Below are 22,274 nucleotides of genomic sequence, written 5' to 3'. Positions count from 1 at the left end.
CTGTAATATTAATAATTAGCATGGCTTTAATGGCTATAGCAGTTATCATTTACTACAAACGGCGCAAACAGGGTCGATGGCGCATACGCATAAGAAAACGGCACTCATAGCGTTCCTATAGAGCTTGATAGGCTAAGATAAATTAAACCACCTGACGGCAAAACCGTCTGACAGGTATATGAGGAAGTTGATTGCTACAATTATTGTTACACTTACTGTTTTAATTACATTTAATAGGGTATACGCGCAAAGCGGCCGGCAATTTAAAGCCGATTTTTTAAACCGTATTAACTTAACAAGGCAAAGAGGCTGCAATTGCGGTGCACGTTACATGCCCCCTGCCCCACCTATAAGCTGGAACAATGATCTGGAAGATGCCGCTGCAGGCCATGCGAAAGATATGGCGAAACGCAATTACTTTAATCATATGAGTAAAGATGGCCGCAGCATGGGCGATAGGATACTGAGGGCCGGCTACACTTATAAAGACTTTAAAAGTTATGTCATAGGTGAAAACATAGCTGCCGGACAGGAAAGCATAGACGAAGTTATGGACGGTTGGTTTAAAAGCGAAGGCCATTGTTTAAACCTGATGAATCCGGATTTTAAAGAGGTGGGGGTAGCTATGTACAAAAACTATTGGGTTCAGGATTTTGGCGGGCGTGAATCCTTCTCGGCTGAACAGCAAAAATTGATTAAATCGGGCAAGTATCGCCTGATACAAAAAAAGATCGCCGGGCACGACTAATCGCCCTATCTATTTAAATAAGACCCTATTGGCTTTCAATTCAAGCAATCTCAGCGTCAGCTTTTTGAAAATTCGGGAAATTCAAAGCACAATTACATATACTTTTGTTAATTTTGAATTGCATGTTACCCGCCACCAACCACACGCTCGAAAAACTGGAATTACTGCTGAAATCAGCCGGGTACAGGGTACGTTATGAGAAAGGTAACTTTAAAACCGGCTCATGCCTGCTCCTCAACAGCCGTATGGTAATTGTTAACCGCTTCTCTAATCTGGAGAGTAAGATATTGGCCATTGTTGAGTTATTACGTGATCTGGAAGTTGATTATAAACTGTTTGATGAAAAACAGGTTGCATTTATGCAGGAAATTAAACAAACTAAACTGCAGCTGTGACCATAACATTTTTAGGAACCGGAACTTCACAGGGTGTACCTGTTATTGCCTGCGGATGCGAGATATGTACCTCAACCGATGCGGAGGATAAACGCCTGCGCAGTTCTATTTTAATAGAAACCGGCGATAAAACAATAGCGATCGATTCGGGCCCCGATTTTAGGTACCAAATGCTCCGGGCCGGAGTAAAACATCTTGATGCTATTGTATTTACCCATGAGCATAAAGATCATATTGCCGGTATGGATGATATCAGGGCTTTTAATTACAAGCAAAACAGCCCTGTTGATGTTTATGCCGATACACGTGTACAAAAAGCGCTGATTCGCGAGTTTCCTTATATTTTTGATGGTAACGGCTATCCGGGTGTACCGCAAGTTGTTGTGCATCCTATTGATACAACACCTTTTTCAATAGGAGATGTAAAGTTTACCCCTATTGAAGTGATGCATTATAAACTACCTATATTAGGTTTCAGAATAAAAGATTTCACCTACATCACTGATGCCAAAACGGTTTCTGAACAAGAGAAACAAAAGATCAGAGGTACCAAAACACTCGTTATTAACGCACTCCAAAAACAAACCCATATATCGCATTTCACGCTTGCAGAAGCTATTGCCTTTGCTAATGACATTGGGGCAGAGAAAACATACCTCACCCATATCAGCCATCGTTTAGGCAAACATTTTGACATATCAAAAGAACTTCCTGCTAATGTTGAACTTGCTTATGATGGCCTTAAAATCACGATTTAATAAAATGGAAACAACCCTGGTGTTTAACATTTTAGAATAAATAGGACTTTTTTCGTCCAAAAAAAAACAATATTTGCAAGCATCCGTTGAGGTATAAAGTATTTATATCCTGCAACGGATATCAAGCCCCCTGTTGAATGAAATATATTGTTTATGTGAGCACAGCTGTAAGACTGTTGACTGAATTAGAATTATTAGAATTACTTAACGTTGCACGCGACAAAAATAAAAAGCATAATGTTACCGGAATGTTACTATACTGCGAAGGCACTTTTATGCAGGTTATAGAAGGTGACGAAGCCAGCGTGGACCTTATTTATAACGCCATTGAACGGGATGTCCGGCATAAGAACATCATTAAACTTGGAAACGATAAAATAGACCAAAGAAATTTTCCTGATTGGTCAATGGCTTTCGCTTCTGTAAATTCTGAAACCCTACAGGAAATTGAAGGTTATCTTAGTTCGCCTTTAAACAATTCAACCGGAAACGAGCATATCACCGTTAACATGCTTAAAACATTTGTTGACAGTAATAAGCTTTATATCTCTTTTTAACCATAAGTTATTTTATTCACAAAGCTATCTTTGTAATCAATATTACCTATTTCGAAATATTAACAATAAAAAATTAATCATTGTTTTATATTTCTACTATTATATAATTACAAATTAACTAAAGAATAATAAATATTCAAAATATAAATTAAAATAATTCAGAATGATTATTTTATTAACTATAATTTAATAAAACTTACTTTATCTAACGCCCCCTTATACTTTTTTAAGTATCCGGTATTGCGTACATTAACTTGTCCTTTTATGGTAATATACCTTTTATTAATTTGAGTAAAGGCACCGTTATGGTATTCAAATAATCCGATCCTTGTTCCGGTTAAATATAGCGGGCATTCTTGGCTAAAATTTACCCATAAAGCTTTTTTTAAAGAATGATCTGCAAAAAGGCTATCGTTAAATAAAGCCGATTGTTCAAAGCCTTCTACGTACTTTCCCGTAACCTCAACATATTGCTTATCATATTTCTCCAGGTGATTAGTTAGTTCACTGAACCCGATCTTTTTAAAACTTATGCCTTCATTGCAGTTACTTTCAAAAACCTGGTGCTGCTTATCACATGATATTAAGAATGCTTGCAGCATGATAACAAAAAGTATTTTGAGTATTTTATCTGGCATCATTACATTAAAATCAGATGTATGAATATAACGATAATCGACTGCTAAAAAGTAGGCCTATTCAAATTCTATCGGGATTATTACACTTTGAAAAACAAGCAGGTAATTAACATGGCTTGCGCTAAATGCTTTTATTTATTGTAATTATGTAATACATTTAGCTATCAATTATACCAAACTACATGAAACTAAAATTAACACTACTATTATTGGTACTTTTTACCGCAGGTTTGAAAGCTCAAACTACATCATCAGATGATGCAGAAGCTAAACGTAAAAAGCAGGATGAAGCATTTCATAAAGATTGGGCAAACATTAAACGCTTCGAGGCTGATAATGCTAATGTAATAGCTCAGGCAAACAAAAATCCTAAAAGTGTGGTGTATATGGGCGATTCTATTACCGATTTCTGGATCAATAACGACCCTGCTTTTTTTACCGGTAAACCATATTATGACCGTGGCATAAGCGGACAAACCACTACCCAGATGCTCGTACGCTTTCGCGATGATGTTATTAATTTAAAACCTGCTGTGGTAGTGATATTGGCCGGCATCAACGATATTGCCGAAAACAATGGTCCTATAAAACTGGAAGCTGTATTTGGTAACATACAATCAATGGCCGTATTGGCAAAAGACGCAGGTATAAAAGTAGTACTTGCCTCGGTACTGCCCGCTGTTGATTTTCCGTGGCGCCCTGGCCTGGAACCTGCTCCAAAGGTTATTAAGCTTAACGCTATGCTGAAAGATTATGCCGATAAAAATCATTTAGTATACCTTGATTATTTTTCTGCTATGGCTGATGAAAATAAAGGTTTGCCTAAATCATTATCTGGCGATGGTGTGCATCCAAACCTGGCGGGTTATAAAGTAATGGAGCCATTGGCAGAACAAGCCATAGCGCAGGCACTGAAAAAGAAATAATATTTTCAAATGTTATTATGGTAAAACCAGTTACAACTGATCCCATAGAGATTAGTTGTAACTGGTTTTATACTTTAATTTCAGCAGATGTAACGTTTGATGTTTTAAATCAGTCTGCTATTTTGAATAAGCCAAATATTTTGTTAATTATAGCAAAAAACAAATCACGGTTATGCACAGAAGAAATTTCCTGAAAACAGGTTCAATAGCAGGTTTAACATTATCCTCTTTGGTTGCGCATAGCCAACCATCCGTAGAAAAAGACACGAATAAAGCTACCACTGGCGAACCTGATACTCCGTTTGAACTTTCTGAAGCTACCATAACCGATCTGCAGCAAAAAATGCAGACCAAACAATATACCTCACGCCAGCTTACCGAGTTTTATCTAAAACGCATTGACCAGATAGACAAAAATGGGCCAAAACTAAACTCCGTTATTGAACTCAATAAAGATGCTCTAAACATAGCCGATGCTATGGATAAAGAACGTTCAAAAGGTAAAATACGCGGGCCGCTTCACGGTATTCCCGTGCTCATTAAAGACAATATCAACACGGGTGATACCATGCATACTACCGCTGGCTCGCTGGCCCTGGCAGATAACTTTGCCAAACAGGATGCCTTTATTATACAAAAACTGCGCGAAGCAGGCGCAGTTTTGCTTGGTAAAACCAACCTGAGCGAATGGGCCAACTTCCGTTCAAACCATTCTACCAGCGCATGGAGCAGCCGTGGCGGGCAAACCAAATGCCCTTATATACTTGACCGAAACCCAAGCGGTTCAAGTGCTGGTTCAGGCTCGGCAGTGGCAGCTAACCTATGCGTGGTAGGCATTGGTACAGAAACAGATGGCTCTATCGTTTCCCCATCATCTGTAAATGGCCTGGTAGGCCTTAAACCTACCGTGGGCTTATGGAGCCGTACCGGCATCATTCCCATATCAAAAACTCAGGATACTGCCGGCCCAATGACCCGTACCGTTAAAGACGCCGCCATACTTTTAGGAGCCTTAGCAGGTATCGACACGCAGGATAGCTATACCCTAAGCAGCAGAGGAAAAATAGAAACCGATTATACCAAATTCCTTGATGCTAACGGGCTGCAGGGTAAACGCCTGGGCATTGAAAAACCATCATTTGAATATAGTAAGCCATCGGTAGTAGCCCTATTAAATGAAGCTATTGATCTGCTTAAAAGTAAAGGTGCAATTATAGTTGAGGTTGAAGTAAACAAAGCATTAAAAACCATAAACAAACAAGGGTTTACTGTACTGGTATATGAATTTAAAGATGGCGTAAATCAATATTTAGCTAACGCCAATAGTAAAATGAAAACCCTTGCCGACGTAATTGCCTTCAACAAACAAAACAAGGCTAAAGCCATGCCATTTTTTCAACAGGAAACGCTGGAATATGCGCAGACTAAAGGTGATTTGAATACTCAGGAATATCTTGACGCTTTAAAACAAACCAGCGAAGGCTCTCGGGCTGCCATTGATAAAATACTAACAGACAATAACCTGGATGCTATTATAGGCCCAACCAACGGCCCGGCAAACTGCATTGACCTGGTTAACGGCGATTATGATAATGGTTTTTCATTATCGGGGCCTGCTGCTAAAGCCGGGTATCCGCATATTACTGTACCAATGGGTATGGTTTATGGCTTACCCATTGGGCTTTCATTTTTTAGTACAGCTTATAAAGAAGGTGACATTATTAAACTGGCTTATGCCTATGAGCAGGCATCTAAAAAAAGGGTATCCCCTGCTTTTAAGCCTGATCTGTTTGCTTAACTTTGTGTATGGCCACAGAAATCCCCAAAAAGATATTAGCCCGTCAGCATGAAATAACCAGCGATTTTCTGAAAGCGCTTGATCAGCACCTGCAGGATGTTGTGGAGAGCAAGGTATTGGACATGATGGAGATAAGGGACTTTGCCGATATACTGCATATACATCCTACACATTTAACCAACACCGTTAAATTAACTACCGGCAAAACGCCTTGCGATTTTTTTGAGGAAAAGTTAATAGTAATTGCTAAAAGCATGTTGCAAAACAATAATATGGCTATAGCCGAGATTGCATCGAAGCTTACTTTTGATCCTTCAAATTTTACCAAATTTTTCAAACGCTTTGAAGGTATTACCCCCAAGCAATACCGGGAGCAAGTACTTTTGAAGCAATACCAACAATAACCATTAATTAAGTCTGATTATAGTTGTTGCAGGCCTTTAATCTCCCCCATGTAATAATTATTCACTAAGCTGGTACCATTTTATCTGAAGCTGATACCATTTTATCTGAAGCAGTCACCATAATTAAAATACGCTTTAGCTGCAACTTTGTATTGTTAATATAAAACAACAACAAAGCAAAAGAATGAGTACAACTAATAAAATAGCCCTTGTTACCGGAGGGAGTCGGGGTTTGGGTAAAAATTCAGCATTACATCTGGCTAAAAAAGGTATTGATGTAATTATCACTTACCGCAGTAAAAAGGAAGAGGCAGAGGCAGTAGTTGCCGAAATTGAAAAAGCTGGACAAAAAGCGGCTGCCTTGCAACTGGATACCGGCATCACCAAATCATTTGATGGTTTTATAGAGCAGGTAAAAACAACCTTGGATGAAAAATGGGGGCGTGATACTTTTGATTTCCTGATCAATAACGCGGGTATTGACGCGGCATCAAAATTTGCCGATACCACCGAAGAAGATTTCGACAATCTGTTTAACATACACTTTAAAGGCGTTTACTTTTTAACCCAGAAAAGCCTGCCGGTTATTGCCGATGGTGGCCGCATCATCAATTTTTCAAGTGGCCTGGCCCGCTTTGCAACCCCTGGCTATGCTGCCTACGGCTCAATGAAAGGCGCTATTGAGGTATTTACACGCTACCTGGCAAAAGAGCTTGGGCACAGAGGTATTGCTGCCAATGTGGTTGCTCCGGGCATTATTGAAACCGACTTTACCAAAGAAGCTTTTTCACACGAAGGGATGCATGATCGTATTTCAAGTATTACTGCACTTGGTCGCCCGGGATTACCGGATGATATTGGCGGCATTGTAGCATTTTTATGTACCGAAGAAGGCCGTTGGATAAACGCGCAGCGCATTGAAGCATCGGGCGGCATGTTTTTATAGGCGATAAAAAAAGTAGAGGTGTATAAATACGCCTCTACTTTTTTATGATCTTCATCCATTCCTGCCAAAACCTTATCTTGCAAAAAATAAAGCATTGATATGGAATTTGGCCGCGTAAACCCGGAAGAATTAGCAAACGTTGATTTTACCCTTCCTCCTGATCCTGAATTAACTGTAAGCACCTTAGCAGCCGCAAAAAACAGCCAACCTTTACAGGTACATGTAGGCTGCGCCAAATGGGGTCGTAAAGAATGGATTGGGCAGATCTACCCGCCTAAAACCAAAGACGCCAACTTTCTGGATGAATATGTAAAACACTTTGATTGCATTGAGCTTAATGCCACCTTTTACAATGTTTACGGGCCTGATACCATTAGCAAGTGGAAAGCCAAGGCCGATAGCAATCCAAATTTTAAATTTTGTCCTAAATTTTCGCAAAGTATCAGCCATATACGCCGTTTAAAAAATGCTGAAGATATTACCACCAGCTATTACGAAGGTGTTATGGCTTTTGGCGATAAGCTTGGCCCCATGTTTTTACAGCTGAGCGATAACTATACACCCAAAAGCTTTCCGGAGTTAAAGGCCTATCTGGAGCAGCTACCTAAAGATGTACCCGTGTTTGTTGAATTGAGGCACAAAGACTGGTTTGCGGTACCTGAGAACAGCGAAAAAGTTTTCAAACTATTGCAGTACCTAAACATCGGCGCTGTGATAACCGATGCCACCGGCCGGCGCGATGTGGTGCACATGAACCTGCCTACCCCACATGCTTTTATCCGCTTTGTAGGTAACGGATTGGTAAACGACAATTTTGATTCGGATAAAAAACGCTTAGATGAATGGGTTGCCCGTATAAAACAATGGCAGCAACAAGGCCTGCAATCGGTATGGTTCTTTATGCATCAGCATGATGAACGCTACTCTCCCATACTGAGCGATTACGTTACTGATAAATTGAATAATGAATTAGGTACAAACCTGCTTCGCCCCAAATTCATTGATACAGCACAAAGCTCTTTATTTTAGTTAGCCACCAGGCCCGATATCACATTTATGCTGAGGGCCACTATAGCGGTGTTGAAAGCGAATGATATCATACCATGTATCCAGGCCAGCCGGCGGATTTGGCGGGAGGAGATCTCTACATCCGATACCTGGAAGGTCATGCCGATAACAAAGGAAAAATATACAAAATCAAGGTAATCCGGGTCTTTTAAATTACCCGGAAAATCTAATCCGCCTAATGGTTTCCTTTTATTATCGTCATCAGTATCTGTTGCATAATACATATGGGCGTAACGAAGGCTGAATATGGTATGTACCAGCACCCACGAAACAATAACCGATGCCATACCTAATAGAACGTGCCAGGTAACAGCCTCAGGAGAGAGTTGCTTGGAGGATTTTAACAAAAAGAAAATGGCCAGCATACTGATCAATGAAGCCACGATCACAAACAAAAATATCAGTGTACGGCTTGAATCTTCAATTTTGGCAATTTTGCGTATTTCTGCCGGGTGCGACGAGAGAATGATCACCCAATCCAAAATAATAACAATTAAAGCAAAAGCTATCCAGGTAAATAATATTACCGCGGGGACACCAAAATTTCCCCAGCAAAAAAAAGCTACAGCTACTCCGGCTACCAATGCAATAAGTAAGCGGTAATGGGCATCCATCCGCAGCCATAATTTTGTTTTTCTTTTGCTTACAGGCATAATAAAGGTTTACAGTAAATATGGCAATGAATTGTGTAGAATTAATTAATCTTCCTCTTCCACTATCCAGGCCACACGTCCAACCTGTCCGTCGTCCAGTTGCACTTTGATACCCCGGGAATGGTAGGCAGCACTCGTAAGCAACCTTTTTACAATTCCACGTGTAAGGGTACCTGTACGCTGATCTTTTTTCAGGATGATATCAACTTCAAGGCCAGGATAAATATCGCTTCTGTTTTGTCCGTTCATTGTTTGTTACTTTACCAGTTCCTTGATCGCCGCTTCAACCTTTTTGAAATCAAAATTAGCTACCAATTTATCAAACGCGGCGGTGATATGTTCATTCCCTAAATTACCAATACTGCCTTCGTGGGTATGGTTTACTGTTTTATCAGGGTTAAAATCACCTTGTTCAATGGCCAGACCTATTTGTTTGTACGCGTCGCGGAAAGGTGTCCCACTTAGTACCATACGATTTACTTCTTCTACGCTGAACAGATAAGCATATTTAGGATCATTTAAAATATCGGTATTAACGGTAATATTCTGCAGCATGAAAGTAGCCATGTGCAAACAGCTTTTCAGATCGGCAAATGCCGGGAACAGCAGCTCTTTCAGTAACTGCAACTCCCGATGATAGCCTGATGGCAGATTGGTGGTCATCATGGCTACGTCTGTAGGTAAAGCCTGCAGGCGGTTACATTTACCGCGCATAATTTCCCATACATCCGGATTTTTTTTGTGCGGCATAATGCTGCTACCAGTAGTTAGGGTATCAGGGTAACTTACAAAGGCAAAATTCTGGCTCAGGTATAAAGCCTGATCCATTGCCATTTTGGCCAGCGTAGCGGCTACAGATGATATGGCCTGAGCAATGATCCTCTCGGTTTTGCCACGGCCCATTTGGGCGTAAACCACATTATAATTCAGGCTATCAAATCCCAGTAACTGGGTTGTTAGCGTACGGTTTAAAGGGAATGATGAACCATAGCCTGCGGCAGAGCCCAGCGGGTTTTTATTAGTAATACGGTAAGCGGCTAAAACAAGTTCCAAATCATCGGCCAGACTTTCGGCATAAGCGCCAAACCACAGGCCAAATGATGATGGCATGGCCACCTGTAAATGGGTATAGCCGGGTAATAAAACATCTTTATGCTTCTCACTTAATGCCATAAGCTCACGGAACAGGCTTTCAGTTTCCTCAACTACTTGCTGTAACTGATGGCGAAAAAATAATTTAAGGTCAACCAGCACCTGGTCGTTACGGGAACGGCCGCTGTGGATTTTTTTTCCGGCATCGCCAATGCGCTGAGTTAGCAGCATTTCAACTTGCGAATGCACATCCTCTACCCCATCTTCAATGGTAAAACCTCCTTTTTCAATGTCTGCGTAAATGGATTTTAATTCGCGTTGAACCAGATCAAGATCAGCGGTATCCATCAAGCCTATGCTTTGCAGCATACGGGTATGTGCCAACGATCCCAACACATCAAATGCGGCCATTTGTTCATCAAATTCCCTGTCGCGGCCGACAGTAAAACTCTCTACCAGCTCATTTACATTAGTAGTTTTTTGCCATAATTTGCTCATACTGCAAATATGTGAATTATTGCGTATTTGTAAGAGAGATATATAACATCTGCTATATCCTCTCCAACAGATCCTTCGCTATCGCTCAGGACAAATTTTATGGCAATCATATTTTTTTAAAATTTCTACTAATCCTATAGGAATTATATAAATAGTTTTTATATTTGCAGTGTCAACAGACAAATAGTTCTTTATTAGCTTATCAAGAAAGACTGAGGGAAAGGCCCAAAGACGTCTTAGCAACCTGTACATCCGCATAATGTAAAAGGTGCTAATTCCTGCTCCGCAAGGAGAAAGATAATACAATCTTAACCACCGCCCATCTTAGTAAGTGATTTATAGTTTTTTTTAAGTCGTGTGACCGAGAGGATAGGTTAAGGTCTGCAAAACCTTCTACGGCAGTTCGAATCTGCCCACGACATCAAATTCCTTTTTATTTCTTATAAATTTCAAACTCACCCTTACTTGTGCAAAATACATTATGGTATTAATCACAAAATAAAAGCGACGCTAAAAATAGCGCCGCTTTAGGGATATATATGGGGTTAATCAGTTGCTATAGTATATAAAATACGGCTTGGTTTACAGGCACTGCATCCGTATTTCTTGGCGATTCATCTTTCAGCATTTGCTTCAAGTCATGCTCAATTTTACGGCTGATGGTAGTGGTTGGGGTATCTGTTGGCATGTTTTCAAACGGATCCTGCAAATGGATAGCCATTTTTTCAATCAGGAAGAATGCCGATGATATCGCTATAACCAGCGGAACCTGCAGCGCACCAAAAAACTCCATCAGGCTAAACGGAAGCAGTAGCACAAAAAACAATACCAGCCAGTGTATATAAACGCTGTAAGTAGCCGGGAATACGGTGTTTTTGATACGCTCGCAGCCTCCCATCGTGTTTACAAAACCTGTTAAGGTACCATCCATAGTAACCTGCTGGTATTCATTTATCCAACCCAATTTATACAAAGTGCGCAGATCGTGCCCTTGCAGTTCATTTAACGCCAGAGGTACATGATCCATATCTTTAATACTGTTCAGATCGTCTTCACTCAAATAAGCTTCCAGGTTTTGCTTGGAGTTTTGCTTACGCAGGTGATGGCTCAAACTGTAACACCAGGCTATCTGGCGTTTTACAATCCGCTCTTTCAATGCCCATTTTTCTTCACCATCGTAACTGCTGTCAACAAATGTTAATACCTGCCGGGTAAAGGTGCGGCAATCATTTACTATACCTCCCCAAAGTATGCGAGCCTCCCACCAGCGGTCATAAGCCTGGTTTGATCGGAAAGCCAGTAACAGGGAGATGATGGTACCTAATATGGTGGGCACTGCCAAGGGTATAGATATTTGCTCTAAATTATAGTACTGATGTACAAAATAGATAGCCGTTGAATAAATAGCTACCATGATCAGTTCCTTTTTTATTTTGCCGAAAACGTAGGTTGCCGGAATATTTTCTTTTAATAACATAATGTTTTTGTTTAGATGATCAATTACTGCTGTTCAACCAGTTCATTTTCCGGAGTGATGATATCAACCATTGGCCCGGTTGTTTCGGCAATGTTGATTACCCTTATGGAACACCTATCGATCAGTACTTCAGGATCAATACTGTTTTTAAACAATAATTGATAATTGCTGTGTGGTGGCACAATACCATCTACCTCATGCGCATCAAGGTAGTTGTTAAAAACGGCTATAGTGCTGCCATAAAAAATATCAATGTGAATGCGTTCAATTAAATGACTGTAGTCCTTTTCAAGATCGCGGCAACGGATGTAAAAGTTATCAGGTATCTGCCTGATCTCGGTCGACCGGCGCGAAAGCATCAGCAACTCGCTGATAGAATCGGTTATTTTTAACATATGCACCAGCATGATATTTACCTTTTGCGGATAGTATTGCTGGGCTATTTCAGGTATGCTTTGAAGTGACTGGTAAGTAAAATCTGTGGGGATGAGCAACGTTTTCATAATCTTAATTATTAATGGTTTAACTTATATCCTTTTGCTTGATACAAGTTTAGCCCCCAATAATTAGGACGATTTAAGAAAGTTATTAGAATTTGATTAGAATTTTACGCCGACTTATCAACGGGTAAAAATACCTTGATCTCGGTACCACTACCAACCTCCGACCGGATGCCGATGCTGCCTTTATGCAGGCGTATAATATTTAGCGTTAGTGGCAGCCCTACACCATGTCCCTCATAACTATGTGTGTTTGACGCCCTGAAAAAAGGTTCAAATATGTGCTGCAACTCGGTTTGAGGTATACCTATGCCCTGATCTGCTACAGACACAATTACTTTATTATTTTCGGCCATCATCCTGATCTTTACCATGCGGTTATCTGAATATTTACAGGCATTACTAATGATGTTAGTGATAGCCAATTTGAGTAAGTTGCTGTTTCCGCTCACGTAAAGTAAACGCTCATCAGCAGGCATGGTGTCCAGATCGATCTCAATGTTGCTATCAGGTTTTATCTTTTTAACAGATTCTGAGGCCACCATCACCAATTCATCTATCCTGATGCTCTCCCAGCGTTGCTTTTTACCATCAAAACCTGTTTGTGCCAAAGATAGCAGACTGCTTAATATCTGCCCCAGTTTTTCAGATTCAGAATAAATGGTATTAAAAACTTCACGCTGCTCCGCGCTCACATTATCTTTACTCAAAGCCAGTTCGGCTTCGGTACTGATAATAGTTAAAGGCGTACGCAATTCATGTGAAGCATTGCTTACAAAATTATTCTGTGTTTCAAAGGCTGTTTCCAGCCGGTTAAGCATATCGTTAAAAGTATAGGAAAGTTCGGCTACCTCGTCTTTACCTGTTAATTCGTCCAGTCTGAAATGGAGATTATTGGCCGTGATATTTTTCACGTTACTGATAATGCGCCTGATGGGCTGAAAGGTGTAAAACGAAAATATCTTCCCAACAAAATACACCAGCACCATAGCAGCTAAAAAACCATAGATAAGTATCTCCTGCAGATCTTTCAACTCTTGAAAACCAGCCGGATCTGATGCTGAAACTATTACAATGTATTTTTCTGTCCCCTTATTAAATTGCCTGCCGGCATAAAAGGTATTGTCAAGCTTATAACGAGCCCTGCCATTCCTTAATATATTCTGAATAAAGCCACTTTTAACATCAATATTACCTTTAATGTGAACCCTGTTTATGGTATCTATGTTAAATAAATAGGCCTGCTCAGCCTCCAGCCTTTCCAGGTATTTGTTTCTCATTTCCTGGTAGGCCCCGCTCTTTGCACTCGGGAAAATATTCACCTCGGCAGATATATTCACTCGGGCTTCCAACCGTTTAAAAAAGTCATCGAAACCAAATCTGTATACCAGATAAAAAACAGTAATGTTAAGCAATATCAATATAGCACCAGAAAGTAACAGGAAAAGCAGGGTTATTTTACTTTGTATTTTCATCTACCTCACCCTCTTTCATGATATATCCCATACCAAAAACGGTATGTATGAGTTTTGAAGTACTGTTCTTCTCCAGTTTTTTACGAAGGTAATTTACATACACATCCACTACATTGGTACCCATATTAAAATCAATATCCCAAACGCTTTCTAATATTTGAATACGGGATAGTACCTTCTTTTGGTTTCTGATAAAATATTCCAGCAGTCTAAACTCAGTTGCCGTGAGCTTTAACGGTTCCTTATCCCTATACGCTATCTTTGATTCAACGTTAAGCTCAAGATTACTAATGGTGTACACATTAGTTTTAGTTTGCATATCGCCACCTTTTCTGCGTAACAGGGTACGCAAACGGGCCGCCAGTTCAGCTATTTTAAAGGGCTTAACCAGGTAGTCATCAGCTCCGCTATCCAGACCACTCACAATGTTTTCTGTAGAGTCAAGCGCCGTGAGCATAATGATGGGAACGCTTTGTTTTTGTTGTCTGATGAGTTTGCATACCTGAATGCCATCCATAACAGGCAGCATTACATCTAATATCACCAGGTCAAAATTGTTATCAAGGGCCATCTGTAAGCCGGTTGCTCCATTTGCGGCCACACTTACTTCAAAGCCGTAATCGGCAAGTCCACGTTTTATTACAGATACAACATTTGGTTCGTCCTCAACTAACAATATCCCCATACGTTATTTTATAGTTTATAAATAAGCATTATAGCTACCCTTTGTTTGAAATATAGTTTACCGACAAGCCAATAACTTCTTTAATATAGGTACTCCATTTACTTAATGCATCGGCACTGGGCACAAACTCATCCAAAGCAAAAGCACCTCTTCCGGCAATATAATTACAAGGGTATGGTACAACATCTATACCTGTTTTTCTGAATATCCTTACAGACCTCCGCATATGAAAAGCCGATGTTACCAGCAAATAAGGCCCTTGCTGCTTGTGTTTCTGTAGCAATACTTTAGTAAACGATGCATTTTCCAATGTATTACGTGATTGATCTTCAATCAAAACACAACTGTCGGGTATCTGAGCATCCTTTAATTTATACCTAACCCAGGCTCCTTCTCTAAAGGCCGACGGGTTTAAGTTACCATTGCCGCCTGTTACAACAATATTCTTTATTCTGCCTGTTTTCTGTAAAAGTACAGCCTGTATAAATCTGTCGGCCGCTGTATTAAACATTCCCTGCCCCTCACTATCATCTGATGAAAATCCACCGAGCAAAATGGCGGCATTGTATACTTTACCATTTTCCAGCTTTGCAGGGGCAATATCCCAGGCGCCAGCAAAACGGTTAATCAAAAAGGAGTTGGAGAAAACGTAAAGCGTAATTAAACCGTATATCAGGTATTTACGTTTCTTTTGAGCATTTTTTGAAAAAACAGCTATCAACAATAAAACAAATACATAAAGCAGCGGATAAAGCAAAAATGATAGTACTTTTGATAGGATAAAAAACATATAATAACGAGCTTTGCCGTAAAAGTAATTAAAACATTATACTTTTGGCCCGCTTAAATGGCTTATAAATATGCCATATAACAAACTGGCATCATCCTTGTCATAAATTATTAAAAGTAAAATTATGCGCTTATTGAAATTTCTTGTCGTTGGTGCAGCAGTTGCTTACGGCATAAACTATGTAACTAAAAAAGGCCCTGACGGAAAATCAATAATTGATGATTTGGCTGAAAATGGCCCGGAATGGTTTGACCGTGTTAAAAAATACGGCGAACTTACTTTAGAGCAAATAGCAGCCCGCACGCAAGATTTCAGGGATAAGAACAAACTTTAATAGTTGTCCCTTTACTTTCTATGAATAATATTCTTTTTTTTGGCGATAGCCTTACTGCCGGCTATGGCTTAAAAGATGTTAAAACAGAATCGCTCCCGGCCCTTATACAGCAAAGGATTGATGCTGATCAATTACCTTATCATGTAATTAACGGTGGTTTTAGCGGAGACACATCTGCAGGCGGGCTTTTACGTTTAGACTATTGGACAAACCGCCCCATACATATATTTGTACTGGAGCTTGGCATTAATGATATTATAAGGGGAATACCGCCTCAAACAACACATAAAAATCTGCAAGCCATTATTGATAAGGTTAAACTAAAGTTCCCAGGCATAAAACTGGCATTAATGGGTATGGAGATACCCGCGTTTATCCCCGGGCAGTTCGCGACAGATTTCCGGGCTATATTTCGCAAACTTGCTGATGCTAACCGGATGGCATTTGTACCTTTTTACCTTGCCGGTGTTGCCGGACAAAGTCATCTAAACCTCCCGGACATGCTCCATCCATCTGCCGAGGGCTATCGCGTCATGGCCAATAATGTTTGGCCTGTACTACGCGGGTTACTATAATTTGTTAACCGTCCTCACAGACAGTACAGGATAGTTTGCCTTGCATAAACCAAAATATCCTTTTAACATTGTTGTTAACCGCATCAACTTCATGTTTAAATCAGGCTTTTACTCAGTACCCCCTTACTTGCTAAAAGCATTTAATCACTTTTATAAACCTTTTTGCTATTTTTTATGAACAAATATTTATGTAAATCAGCACTTTGCATTGCCTTATTACTTGGTAGTTTTATTACTCAAATTGCGGTAGCGCAAACACCAGGCAAAGCTGCGGACTTACAATGCGAACACCTGTTTAATCCTATAGGTATCGACTCGCAGCATCCCCGTTTAAGCTGGCTTATGGCCGATGGCAGGCAAAGGGCTGCGCAAACCGCTTATCGGGTTATTACCGGAATTGATTCGGCTGCGGTAAGCACAGGTAAGGGCGATAGTTGGTTAACCGCAAAAATTTCATCTGCCGCAAACCTGGTAACTTATCAGGGTAAAGCGTTACAGCCTTTTACTAAATATTATTGGCGTGTACAATTGTGGGATCAGACAGGTAAAAAGCTACAGTCATCCACGGTTAACAGTTTTGAAACGGGCATGATGGATATGCGCAACTGGAAGGGTTCATTCATAAGCGATAATAAAGGCATTGCCGTTAACCCTGCACCTTATTTTAGGCATACATTCAAAGTAGACAAGCAAATCCGATCGGCACGCGCGTACATAGCAGTTGCCGGTTTGTACGAGCTATATATTAACGGGCAAAAAATCGGCAATCACCGTCTCGATCCTATGTATACCCGTTTTGACAGGCGCACCTTATATGTAGCTTATGATGTTACTGCTCAATTACAAAATGGTAAAAACGCCGTTGGCGTATTGTTAGGTAACGGATGGTATAATCACCAGAGTACCGCTGTTTGGTATTTTCACCAGGCGCCTTGGCGTGGCCGACCAACTTTTTGTATGGATCTGCGCATTACTTATACCGATGGTTCTGTTGAAACCGTATCATCAAATACGCAATGGAAAACATCTTTAAGTCCGGTAATATTCAACAGCATCTACACTGCCGAGCATTATGATGCCCGTAAAGAGCAACCCGGCTGGAACACCCCCAACTTTGTTGACAGCACCTGGAAGCCTGCCATTTACCGTTCGGCCCCTTCTCAAAATATTGTAGCTCAAAGCTTACAGCCAATTCGTAATGTACAGGAAATAGCCGCTAAAACCATTACCAAAATTGATAACAACCTGTGGGTGTTTGATATTGGGCGTAACATATCTGGCGTTAGCAAGATCACTGTAAAAGGCGATTCAGGAACCATCATCCGTCTTAAACATGCCGAACGGCTGAATAAGAATGGGCATGTCGATCAATCCAACATCGACCTTCATTACCGTCCAACTACTGATAAGGATCCTTTTCAAACTGATATTTTTATCCTGAGCGGTAAAGGTGAGGAAACCTTTATGCCCAAGTTTAATTATAAAGGTTTTCAATATGTTGAAGTTAGCAGCAGCAAACCTATTGAACTGACTAAAGAGAGCCTGAAAGCCTATTTTATGCACAGCGATGTAGCACCTATCGGCACAGTTACATCGTCTAACAAAACTATTAACCAGATATGGGAGGCTACCAACAACTCATACCTGAGCAACCTTTTTGGCTACCCTACCGATTGCCCTCAGCGCGAAAAGAACGGTTGGACCGGCGATGCCCATATAGCCAGCGAAACCGGGTTATATAACTTTGATGCCATAACTATTTACGAAAAATGGCTCGCCGATCATCGTGATGAGCAACAGCCTAATGGTGTGCTGCCGTCCATTATCCCAACCGGCGGCTGGGGCTATGAATGGGGCAACGGCCCCGACTGGACCAGCACTATTGCTATTATTCCCTGGAACATTTATATGTTTTATGGCGATAGCAAGCTACTGGCCGATAGTTATACAAGCATCCAAAAATACGTAAACCATATTGATGAACTTTACCCCACCGGCTTAACAACCTGGGGCTTGGGCGATTGGGTACCTGTTAAATCGGTATCGCCGGTTGAGCTTACCTCCTCCGTATATTATTACACCGATGCCAGCATTTTGGCTAAAGCTGCTAAAATATTAGGTAAACAGGCTGATTTTGTGAAATATTCTGCACTGGCGGCCAAAATCAAAAATGCCATCAACGCTAAATACCTAAATACCGAAACAGGCATTTATGGTAAAGGCTTACAAACAGAACTAAGCGTACCTCTTTATTGGGATGTGGTGCCGCAGAATATGAAAAGCAAAGTTGCTGCTAACCTGGCCAAACGTGTAGAGGATGATAATTTTCATTTGGATGTAGGTATCTTGGGCGCTAAAGCAATTTTGGGTGCGTTGAGCGATAATGGTTATCCAGATGTGGCTTACAAAATAGCATCGCAGGAAACCTACCCTTCATGGGGCTGGTGGATGGTTAACGGCGCAACTACACTGTATGAAAACTGGAAAATAGATGCCAAATCCGACATCTCCCTTAACCATATCATGTTTGGCGAAATTGGGGCATGGTTATATAAAGGCATAGCGGGTATCCATGCAGATCAGGACCATCCCGGCTTTAAAAACGTGATACTGCAGCCTCATTTTGCTGTTGGTTTAAATGAGTTCACCGCTACACATGATGGGCCTTATGGCAAAATAGTATCCTCATGGCAGCGCGCAGGTGATAAGGTTACTTATAAAGTTACAATACCTGCCAATTCTACGGCATCTATCACTTTTCCGAAGGGTAAAGTTTACCAGGCTGGCAAACCTATAGGCAACTCACAACCTTATAGGATAACTGCCGGGAAATATGTTTTTGAAATAACCGACTCTTCTAATTGACATAGATTTTTCATATTCTCCTCTACTTAATATCAAATGACCTTTTACTGACAAGCCGGTTAACTCACCGGCTTGTTTAGTACATATTTTTGTTACATAATATTTAGTCCTGCTAATCATGTACAAAAAAATAACTTTATCGCTGCTGTTTTTGCTTATTCTATTTATAGCCAAAGCTGATGAGCCCTGGGCATTAAGCACAAACAAAGAAGGCATTAAAGTTTACACCCGCCACGTACCCGATTCAAAAATAAAAGCCATTAAGGTTGAATGTGCCTTAAATGCCACACCGGCTCAATTGGTTGCAGTATTACTGGATATAAAAGGCAGCATAGATTGGGTTTATCATACCAAATCTGTTAACATGATCAAACAAGTATCGCCTTCGGAGCTCTATTATTATTCAGAAGTAACCATCCCGTGGCCAGTGCATAACCGCGATTTTATAGCACACATCAAAGTAACTCAAGACCCAACAACAAAAGTTATCACAGTTGATGCTCCCTGCATCCCGGATATGATACCTGCTAAAGATGGCATAGTTAGAATTGAACATTCCGTTGGTAAATGGATAATTACCCCCACAGACAGCGGACAAGTAAAAGTAGAATACACCCTGCATTTAGATCCGGGAGGTAGTGTACCTGCTTGGTTGTTGAATATGTTTATCACACAGGGCCCAACAGAAAGCTTTAAAAAACTAAAACTTCAGCTCCAAAAGGGTACCTATAAAAACGTAAAACTGGCTTATATTGCCGATTAAGCTGTGCTTTTCTGCATCATAATTAAGCCCCGCTTTTTACGCTAATTACCATCAATCTTTTGCAAAAAAAGCTGATAACACTTGCCAACAATCGCCGTAATTTCGTTGTTTAGCATGCAGCTATGTTAGCTACATTTTATTAGCAGGTATTCAAATTAGCCTTGGCACAAGCCCTGCCTGCCAGGATATTTTTCGTTAAAAATACTTGAAGACACCTGAGGATGGTTTTACCGTGTATACTGCTAATATTGCTTTAACCAATTAAAGTAAAAAACTATAAAATGAAGGTAGCTTTATTTGTACCCTGCTATGTTGATCAGTTTTATCCCGGAGCAGCTATAGCCACACTGCAATTACTTGAAAAACTGGGCGTTGAGGTACACTATCCTAAAAATCAAACCTGCTGCGGGCAGCCTATGGCCAACTCTGGCTATGAGCACCTGACCACAGGTTGCAATAATTTATTTGTAGATAATTTTTCCGGATATGATTATGTTGTGTGTCCATCGGGCAGTTGTACGCTGCATATCAAAGAACATCTGCATTCACCGGAAAAAGAAGATCAGGCGATTGAGATACGCAAAAAAGTTTACGAACTCACCGAGTTCTTGGTTGATGTATTAAAGGTTGAAAACCTGCAGGCAAACTTCCCTCATAAGGTAGGTTTACACAGCAGCTGTCATGGTTTGCGAGGCTTAAAAATATCGCAAATGAGTGAGTTGGTGGCTCCGGATTTTAACAAACCTGCACATCTGCTTAATATGGTGCAAGGACTTGAACTGATAACACTGGGCAGGCAGGATGATTGCTGCGGCTTTGGCGGAACGTTTTGCGTTGTAGAAGAGGCTGTATCTTCAAAAATGGGAAAAGACCGTGTGGATGACCATCTTGAACACGGGGCAGAATATATCACCTCGGCCGATCTTTCATGCCTGATGCACATGGAAGGCATTTTACGCAGGCAAAACAGCAATGTTAAAGTAATTCATGTTGCTGAAATTTTAAACCATTACAGTCATGAGTAATACTGCTACAAAAAGTCACTCCCAACTGGCTGCCGACTTTAACAAGGATGAACCCCGTGTTGACTGGCACGATGAAACCCTTTGGTGGGTACGCGCCAAGCGTGATATTGCCGCCCATAAATTACCCGAGTGGGAATTGTTGCGCGATACAGCATCGCAGATCAAAAATAATGTATTATCAAACCTTAGCGGTTACCTGGTACAATTTGAGGCAAACGCCCTTAAAAACGGTGTTGTGGTACACTGGGCTGCCGACGCTGCCGAACATAACCAGATAGTTCATAAACTGTTAGCAGACCGGGGTATTGACCGTATGGTCAAAAGCAAATCGATGCTAACCGAAGAGTGTCACTTGAACGAATACCTCAAAGAACACGGTATTGACGTGATCGACTCTGATTTGGGCGAACGCATTGTTCAACTGGCAGAAGAACCACCGAGCCATATTGTACTACCCTGCATCCATAAAAAGAAAGAAGAAATAGGTGATATTTTTCATGAACACTTAGGCTCTGCCAAAGGCGAATCGGACCCCAAAATACTAACCGAAACTGCCCGTCAGCATTTGCGCGAAGTGTTTTTAACCCGGCGTGCAGCGTTAACAGGCATTAACTTTGCCGTTGCCGAAACTGGTGAATTTGTGATTTGCACCAATGAGGGCAATGCAGATATGGGCGCTCATCTGGCCGAAATACACATAGCCTCAATGGGTATGGAAAAAATCATCCCGGAAAGAAAACATCTGGGTGTCTTTTTACGCCTACTTACCCGCAGCGCGACAGGACAGCCTATTACTACCTATTCCAGCCATTTTAAAAAACCGCAGCAAGGCCGCGAAATTCATATTGTAATTGTTGATAACGGCCGCAGTATACAATTAGGTCGCGAAGATTTCCGCAACTCACTCAAATGTATACGTTGTGGAGCCTGTATGAACACTTGCCCTGTATATCGCAAAAGCGGCGGCCATAGCTATCATACCGCTATTGCCGGCCCTATAGGCTCTATCCTGGCGCCTAATCTGGATATGAAAAAATACGCCGACCTGCCCTTTGCATCCACGCTTTGTGGTTCGTGCAGTAATGTTTGCCCGGTTAAAATAGACATTCATGATCAGCTTTATAAATGGCGGCAGGTTATAGTAAAAGAAGGTTACAGTCCTACAGCCAAAACACTGGCCATGAAAGCTATGGCAGTTACCTTGTCTTCACCTTCATTGTACAGAACTGCCGGCAAGGCTGGTAGGTTGACATTTAAATATGCTCCATTTGCAGTTAACAATCAGTTGAATCCCTGGTATAAAC

The 22,274-nt window shown here is 40.9% G+C and carries 24 protein-coding genes and 1 riboswitch; of the genes, 15 read left to right on the top strand and 9 right to left on the bottom strand.

Annotated elements, in window-relative coordinates; genetic code table 11:
- Positions 1 to 178 precede the first annotated feature (178 nt).
- The 4 genes from AAGC65_RS08645 to AAGC65_RS08630 all read left to right on the top strand — a co-directional run bounded on the left by AAGC65_RS08645 (position 179) and on the right by AAGC65_RS08630 (position 2,458).
- Complete coding sequence (locus AAGC65_RS08645) at positions 179 to 748, top strand: CAP domain-containing protein (protein ID WP_343112037.1); 570 nt, start codon at positions 179 to 181, stop codon at positions 746 to 748.
- A 122-nt stretch (positions 749 to 870) separates the two neighbouring features.
- Entirely contained in the window at positions 871 to 1,143 is a 273-nt protein-coding gene (locus AAGC65_RS08640) for a hypothetical protein (protein WP_343112036.1), read from the top strand.
- Entirely contained in the window at positions 1,140 to 1,901 is a 762-nt protein-coding gene (locus AAGC65_RS08635; RefSeq protein ID WP_343112035.1) for an MBL fold metallo-hydrolase, read from the top strand. The genes AAGC65_RS08640 and AAGC65_RS08635 overlap by 4 nt, the downstream gene beginning before the upstream one ends.
- 137 nt (positions 1,902 to 2,038) lie before the next feature.
- The gene (locus AAGC65_RS08630) at positions 2,039 to 2,458 is read left to right on the top strand and encodes a BLUF domain-containing protein (protein WP_343112034.1); all 420 of its coding nucleotides are present in this window, start codon (positions 2,039 to 2,041) and stop codon (positions 2,456 to 2,458) included.
- A gap of 179 nt (positions 2,459 to 2,637) precedes the next feature.
- Here the strand turns inward: AAGC65_RS08630 and AAGC65_RS08625 are convergent, their stop codons facing one another.
- Positions 2,638 to 3,060, bottom strand: a complete 423-nt coding sequence (locus AAGC65_RS08625) for a hypothetical protein (RefSeq protein ID WP_343112033.1) — start codon at positions 3,058 to 3,060, stop codon at positions 2,638 to 2,640.
- A 218-nt stretch (positions 3,061 to 3,278) separates the two neighbouring features.
- Here AAGC65_RS08625 and AAGC65_RS08620 point away from each other — a divergent pair, with 218 nt between their 5' ends.
- From AAGC65_RS08620 to AAGC65_RS08600, 5 genes are all read left to right on the top strand, one after another.
- Positions 3,279 to 4,022, top strand: coding sequence for an SGNH/GDSL hydrolase family protein (locus tag AAGC65_RS08620; protein WP_343112032.1), 744 nt, complete (start codon positions 3,279 to 3,281; stop codon positions 4,020 to 4,022).
- Positions 4,023 to 4,194: 172 nt separating this feature from the next.
- Positions 4,195 to 5,820 carry an amidase gene (locus AAGC65_RS08615; protein ID WP_343112031.1) on the top strand — a complete coding sequence of 542 codons (1,626 nt, stop codon included), beginning with the start codon at positions 4,195 to 4,197 and terminating at the stop codon, positions 5,818 to 5,820.
- 8 nt (positions 5,821 to 5,828) lie between these two features.
- The gene (locus AAGC65_RS08610) at positions 5,829 to 6,224 is read left to right on the top strand and encodes an AraC family transcriptional regulator (protein WP_343112030.1); all 396 of its coding nucleotides are present in this window, start codon (positions 5,829 to 5,831) and stop codon (positions 6,222 to 6,224) included.
- 184 nt (positions 6,225 to 6,408) lie between these two features.
- Complete coding sequence (locus AAGC65_RS08605; protein WP_343112029.1) at positions 6,409 to 7,170, top strand: SDR family oxidoreductase; 762 nt, start codon at positions 6,409 to 6,411, stop codon at positions 7,168 to 7,170.
- A gap of 99 nt (positions 7,171 to 7,269) precedes the next feature.
- On the top strand, positions 7,270 to 8,199 hold the full coding sequence (locus AAGC65_RS08600) for a DUF72 domain-containing protein (RefSeq protein WP_343112028.1): 930 nt from the start codon (positions 7,270 to 7,272) through the stop codon (positions 8,197 to 8,199).
- Here the strand turns inward: AAGC65_RS08600 and AAGC65_RS08595 are convergent.
- The 8 genes from AAGC65_RS08595 to AAGC65_RS08560 form a co-directional block, all read right to left on the bottom strand.
- Positions 8,196 to 8,891: a DUF1345 domain-containing protein gene (locus AAGC65_RS08595; RefSeq protein ID WP_343112027.1), complete on the bottom strand. Its 696-nt coding sequence runs from the start codon at positions 8,889 to 8,891 to the stop codon at positions 8,196 to 8,198. The genes AAGC65_RS08600 and AAGC65_RS08595 overlap by 4 nt on opposite strands.
- 45 nt (positions 8,892 to 8,936) lie before the next feature.
- Positions 8,937 to 9,140: a YwbE family protein gene (locus AAGC65_RS08590; RefSeq protein WP_343112026.1), complete on the bottom strand. Its 204-nt coding sequence runs from the start codon at positions 9,138 to 9,140 to the stop codon at positions 8,937 to 8,939.
- Between the two features lie 6 nt (positions 9,141 to 9,146).
- Entirely contained in the window at positions 9,147 to 10,481 is a 1,335-nt protein-coding gene (gene argH, locus AAGC65_RS08585) for an argininosuccinate lyase (RefSeq protein WP_343112025.1), read from the bottom strand.
- 196 nt (positions 10,482 to 10,677) lie between these two features.
- Positions 10,678 to 10,785, top strand: a riboswitch (SAM riboswitch).
- Positions 10,786 to 11,037: 252 nt separating this feature from the next.
- Positions 11,038 to 11,958, bottom strand: a complete 921-nt coding sequence (locus AAGC65_RS08580) for a bestrophin family ion channel (protein WP_343112024.1) — start codon at positions 11,956 to 11,958, stop codon at positions 11,038 to 11,040.
- A gap of 23 nt (positions 11,959 to 11,981) precedes the next feature.
- Positions 11,982 to 12,461 carry a hypothetical protein gene (locus tag AAGC65_RS08575; protein WP_343112023.1) on the bottom strand — a complete coding sequence of 160 codons (480 nt, stop codon included), beginning with the start codon at positions 12,459 to 12,461 and terminating at the stop codon, positions 11,982 to 11,984.
- A 104-nt stretch (positions 12,462 to 12,565) separates the two neighbouring features.
- Positions 12,566 to 13,933: a HAMP domain-containing sensor histidine kinase gene (locus AAGC65_RS08570; protein ID WP_343112022.1), complete on the bottom strand. Its 1,368-nt coding sequence runs from the start codon at positions 13,931 to 13,933 to the stop codon at positions 12,566 to 12,568.
- Positions 13,917 to 14,618 (bottom strand): response regulator transcription factor, encoded by a 702-nt coding sequence (locus AAGC65_RS08565; RefSeq protein ID WP_343112021.1) that lies wholly within the window; start codon positions 14,616 to 14,618, stop codon positions 13,917 to 13,919. The genes AAGC65_RS08570 and AAGC65_RS08565 overlap by 17 nt, the downstream gene beginning before the upstream one ends.
- A 34-nt stretch (positions 14,619 to 14,652) precedes the next feature.
- On the bottom strand, positions 14,653 to 15,408 hold the full coding sequence (locus AAGC65_RS08560) for a YdcF family protein (RefSeq protein WP_343112020.1): 756 nt from the start codon (positions 15,406 to 15,408) through the stop codon (positions 14,653 to 14,655).
- Positions 15,409 to 15,532: 124 nt separating this feature from the next.
- Between AAGC65_RS08560 and AAGC65_RS08555 the strand changes: the two genes are divergently transcribed.
- From AAGC65_RS08555 to AAGC65_RS08530, 6 genes are all read left to right on the top strand, one after another.
- Complete coding sequence (locus AAGC65_RS08555; RefSeq protein ID WP_343112019.1) at positions 15,533 to 15,742, top strand: YtxH domain-containing protein; 210 nt, start codon at positions 15,533 to 15,535, stop codon at positions 15,740 to 15,742.
- A gap of 20 nt (positions 15,743 to 15,762) precedes the next feature.
- Positions 15,763 to 16,317, top strand: a complete 555-nt coding sequence (locus AAGC65_RS08550) for an arylesterase (RefSeq protein WP_343112018.1) — start codon at positions 15,763 to 15,765, stop codon at positions 16,315 to 16,317.
- Positions 16,318 to 16,491: 174 nt separating this feature from the next.
- Positions 16,492 to 19,182: a family 78 glycoside hydrolase catalytic domain gene (locus tag AAGC65_RS08545; RefSeq protein ID WP_343112017.1), complete on the top strand. Its 2,691-nt coding sequence runs from the start codon at positions 16,492 to 16,494 to the stop codon at positions 19,180 to 19,182.
- A 118-nt stretch (positions 19,183 to 19,300) separates the two neighbouring features.
- Positions 19,301 to 19,945 (top strand): START domain-containing protein, encoded by a 645-nt coding sequence (locus AAGC65_RS08540; protein WP_343112016.1) that lies wholly within the window; start codon positions 19,301 to 19,303, stop codon positions 19,943 to 19,945.
- A 281-nt stretch (positions 19,946 to 20,226) separates the two neighbouring features.
- Positions 20,227 to 20,970, top strand: coding sequence for a (Fe-S)-binding protein (locus AAGC65_RS08535; protein WP_343112015.1), 744 nt, complete (start codon positions 20,227 to 20,229; stop codon positions 20,968 to 20,970).
- On the top strand, positions 20,963 to 22,274 hold a 1,312-nt coding region (locus AAGC65_RS08530; protein WP_343112014.1), incomplete at its 3' end, for a lactate utilization protein B. The genes AAGC65_RS08535 and AAGC65_RS08530, both read left to right, overlap by 8 nt.

It is taken from the genome of Mucilaginibacter sp. (assembly GCF_039207105.1).
In the GTDB taxonomy this organism is placed as follows: Bacteria; Bacteroidota; Bacteroidia; order Sphingobacteriales; family Sphingobacteriaceae; genus Mucilaginibacter.
Note: the sequence above shows the minus strand (reverse complement) of the source record. Positions and strands in the feature narration are given on the sequence as shown.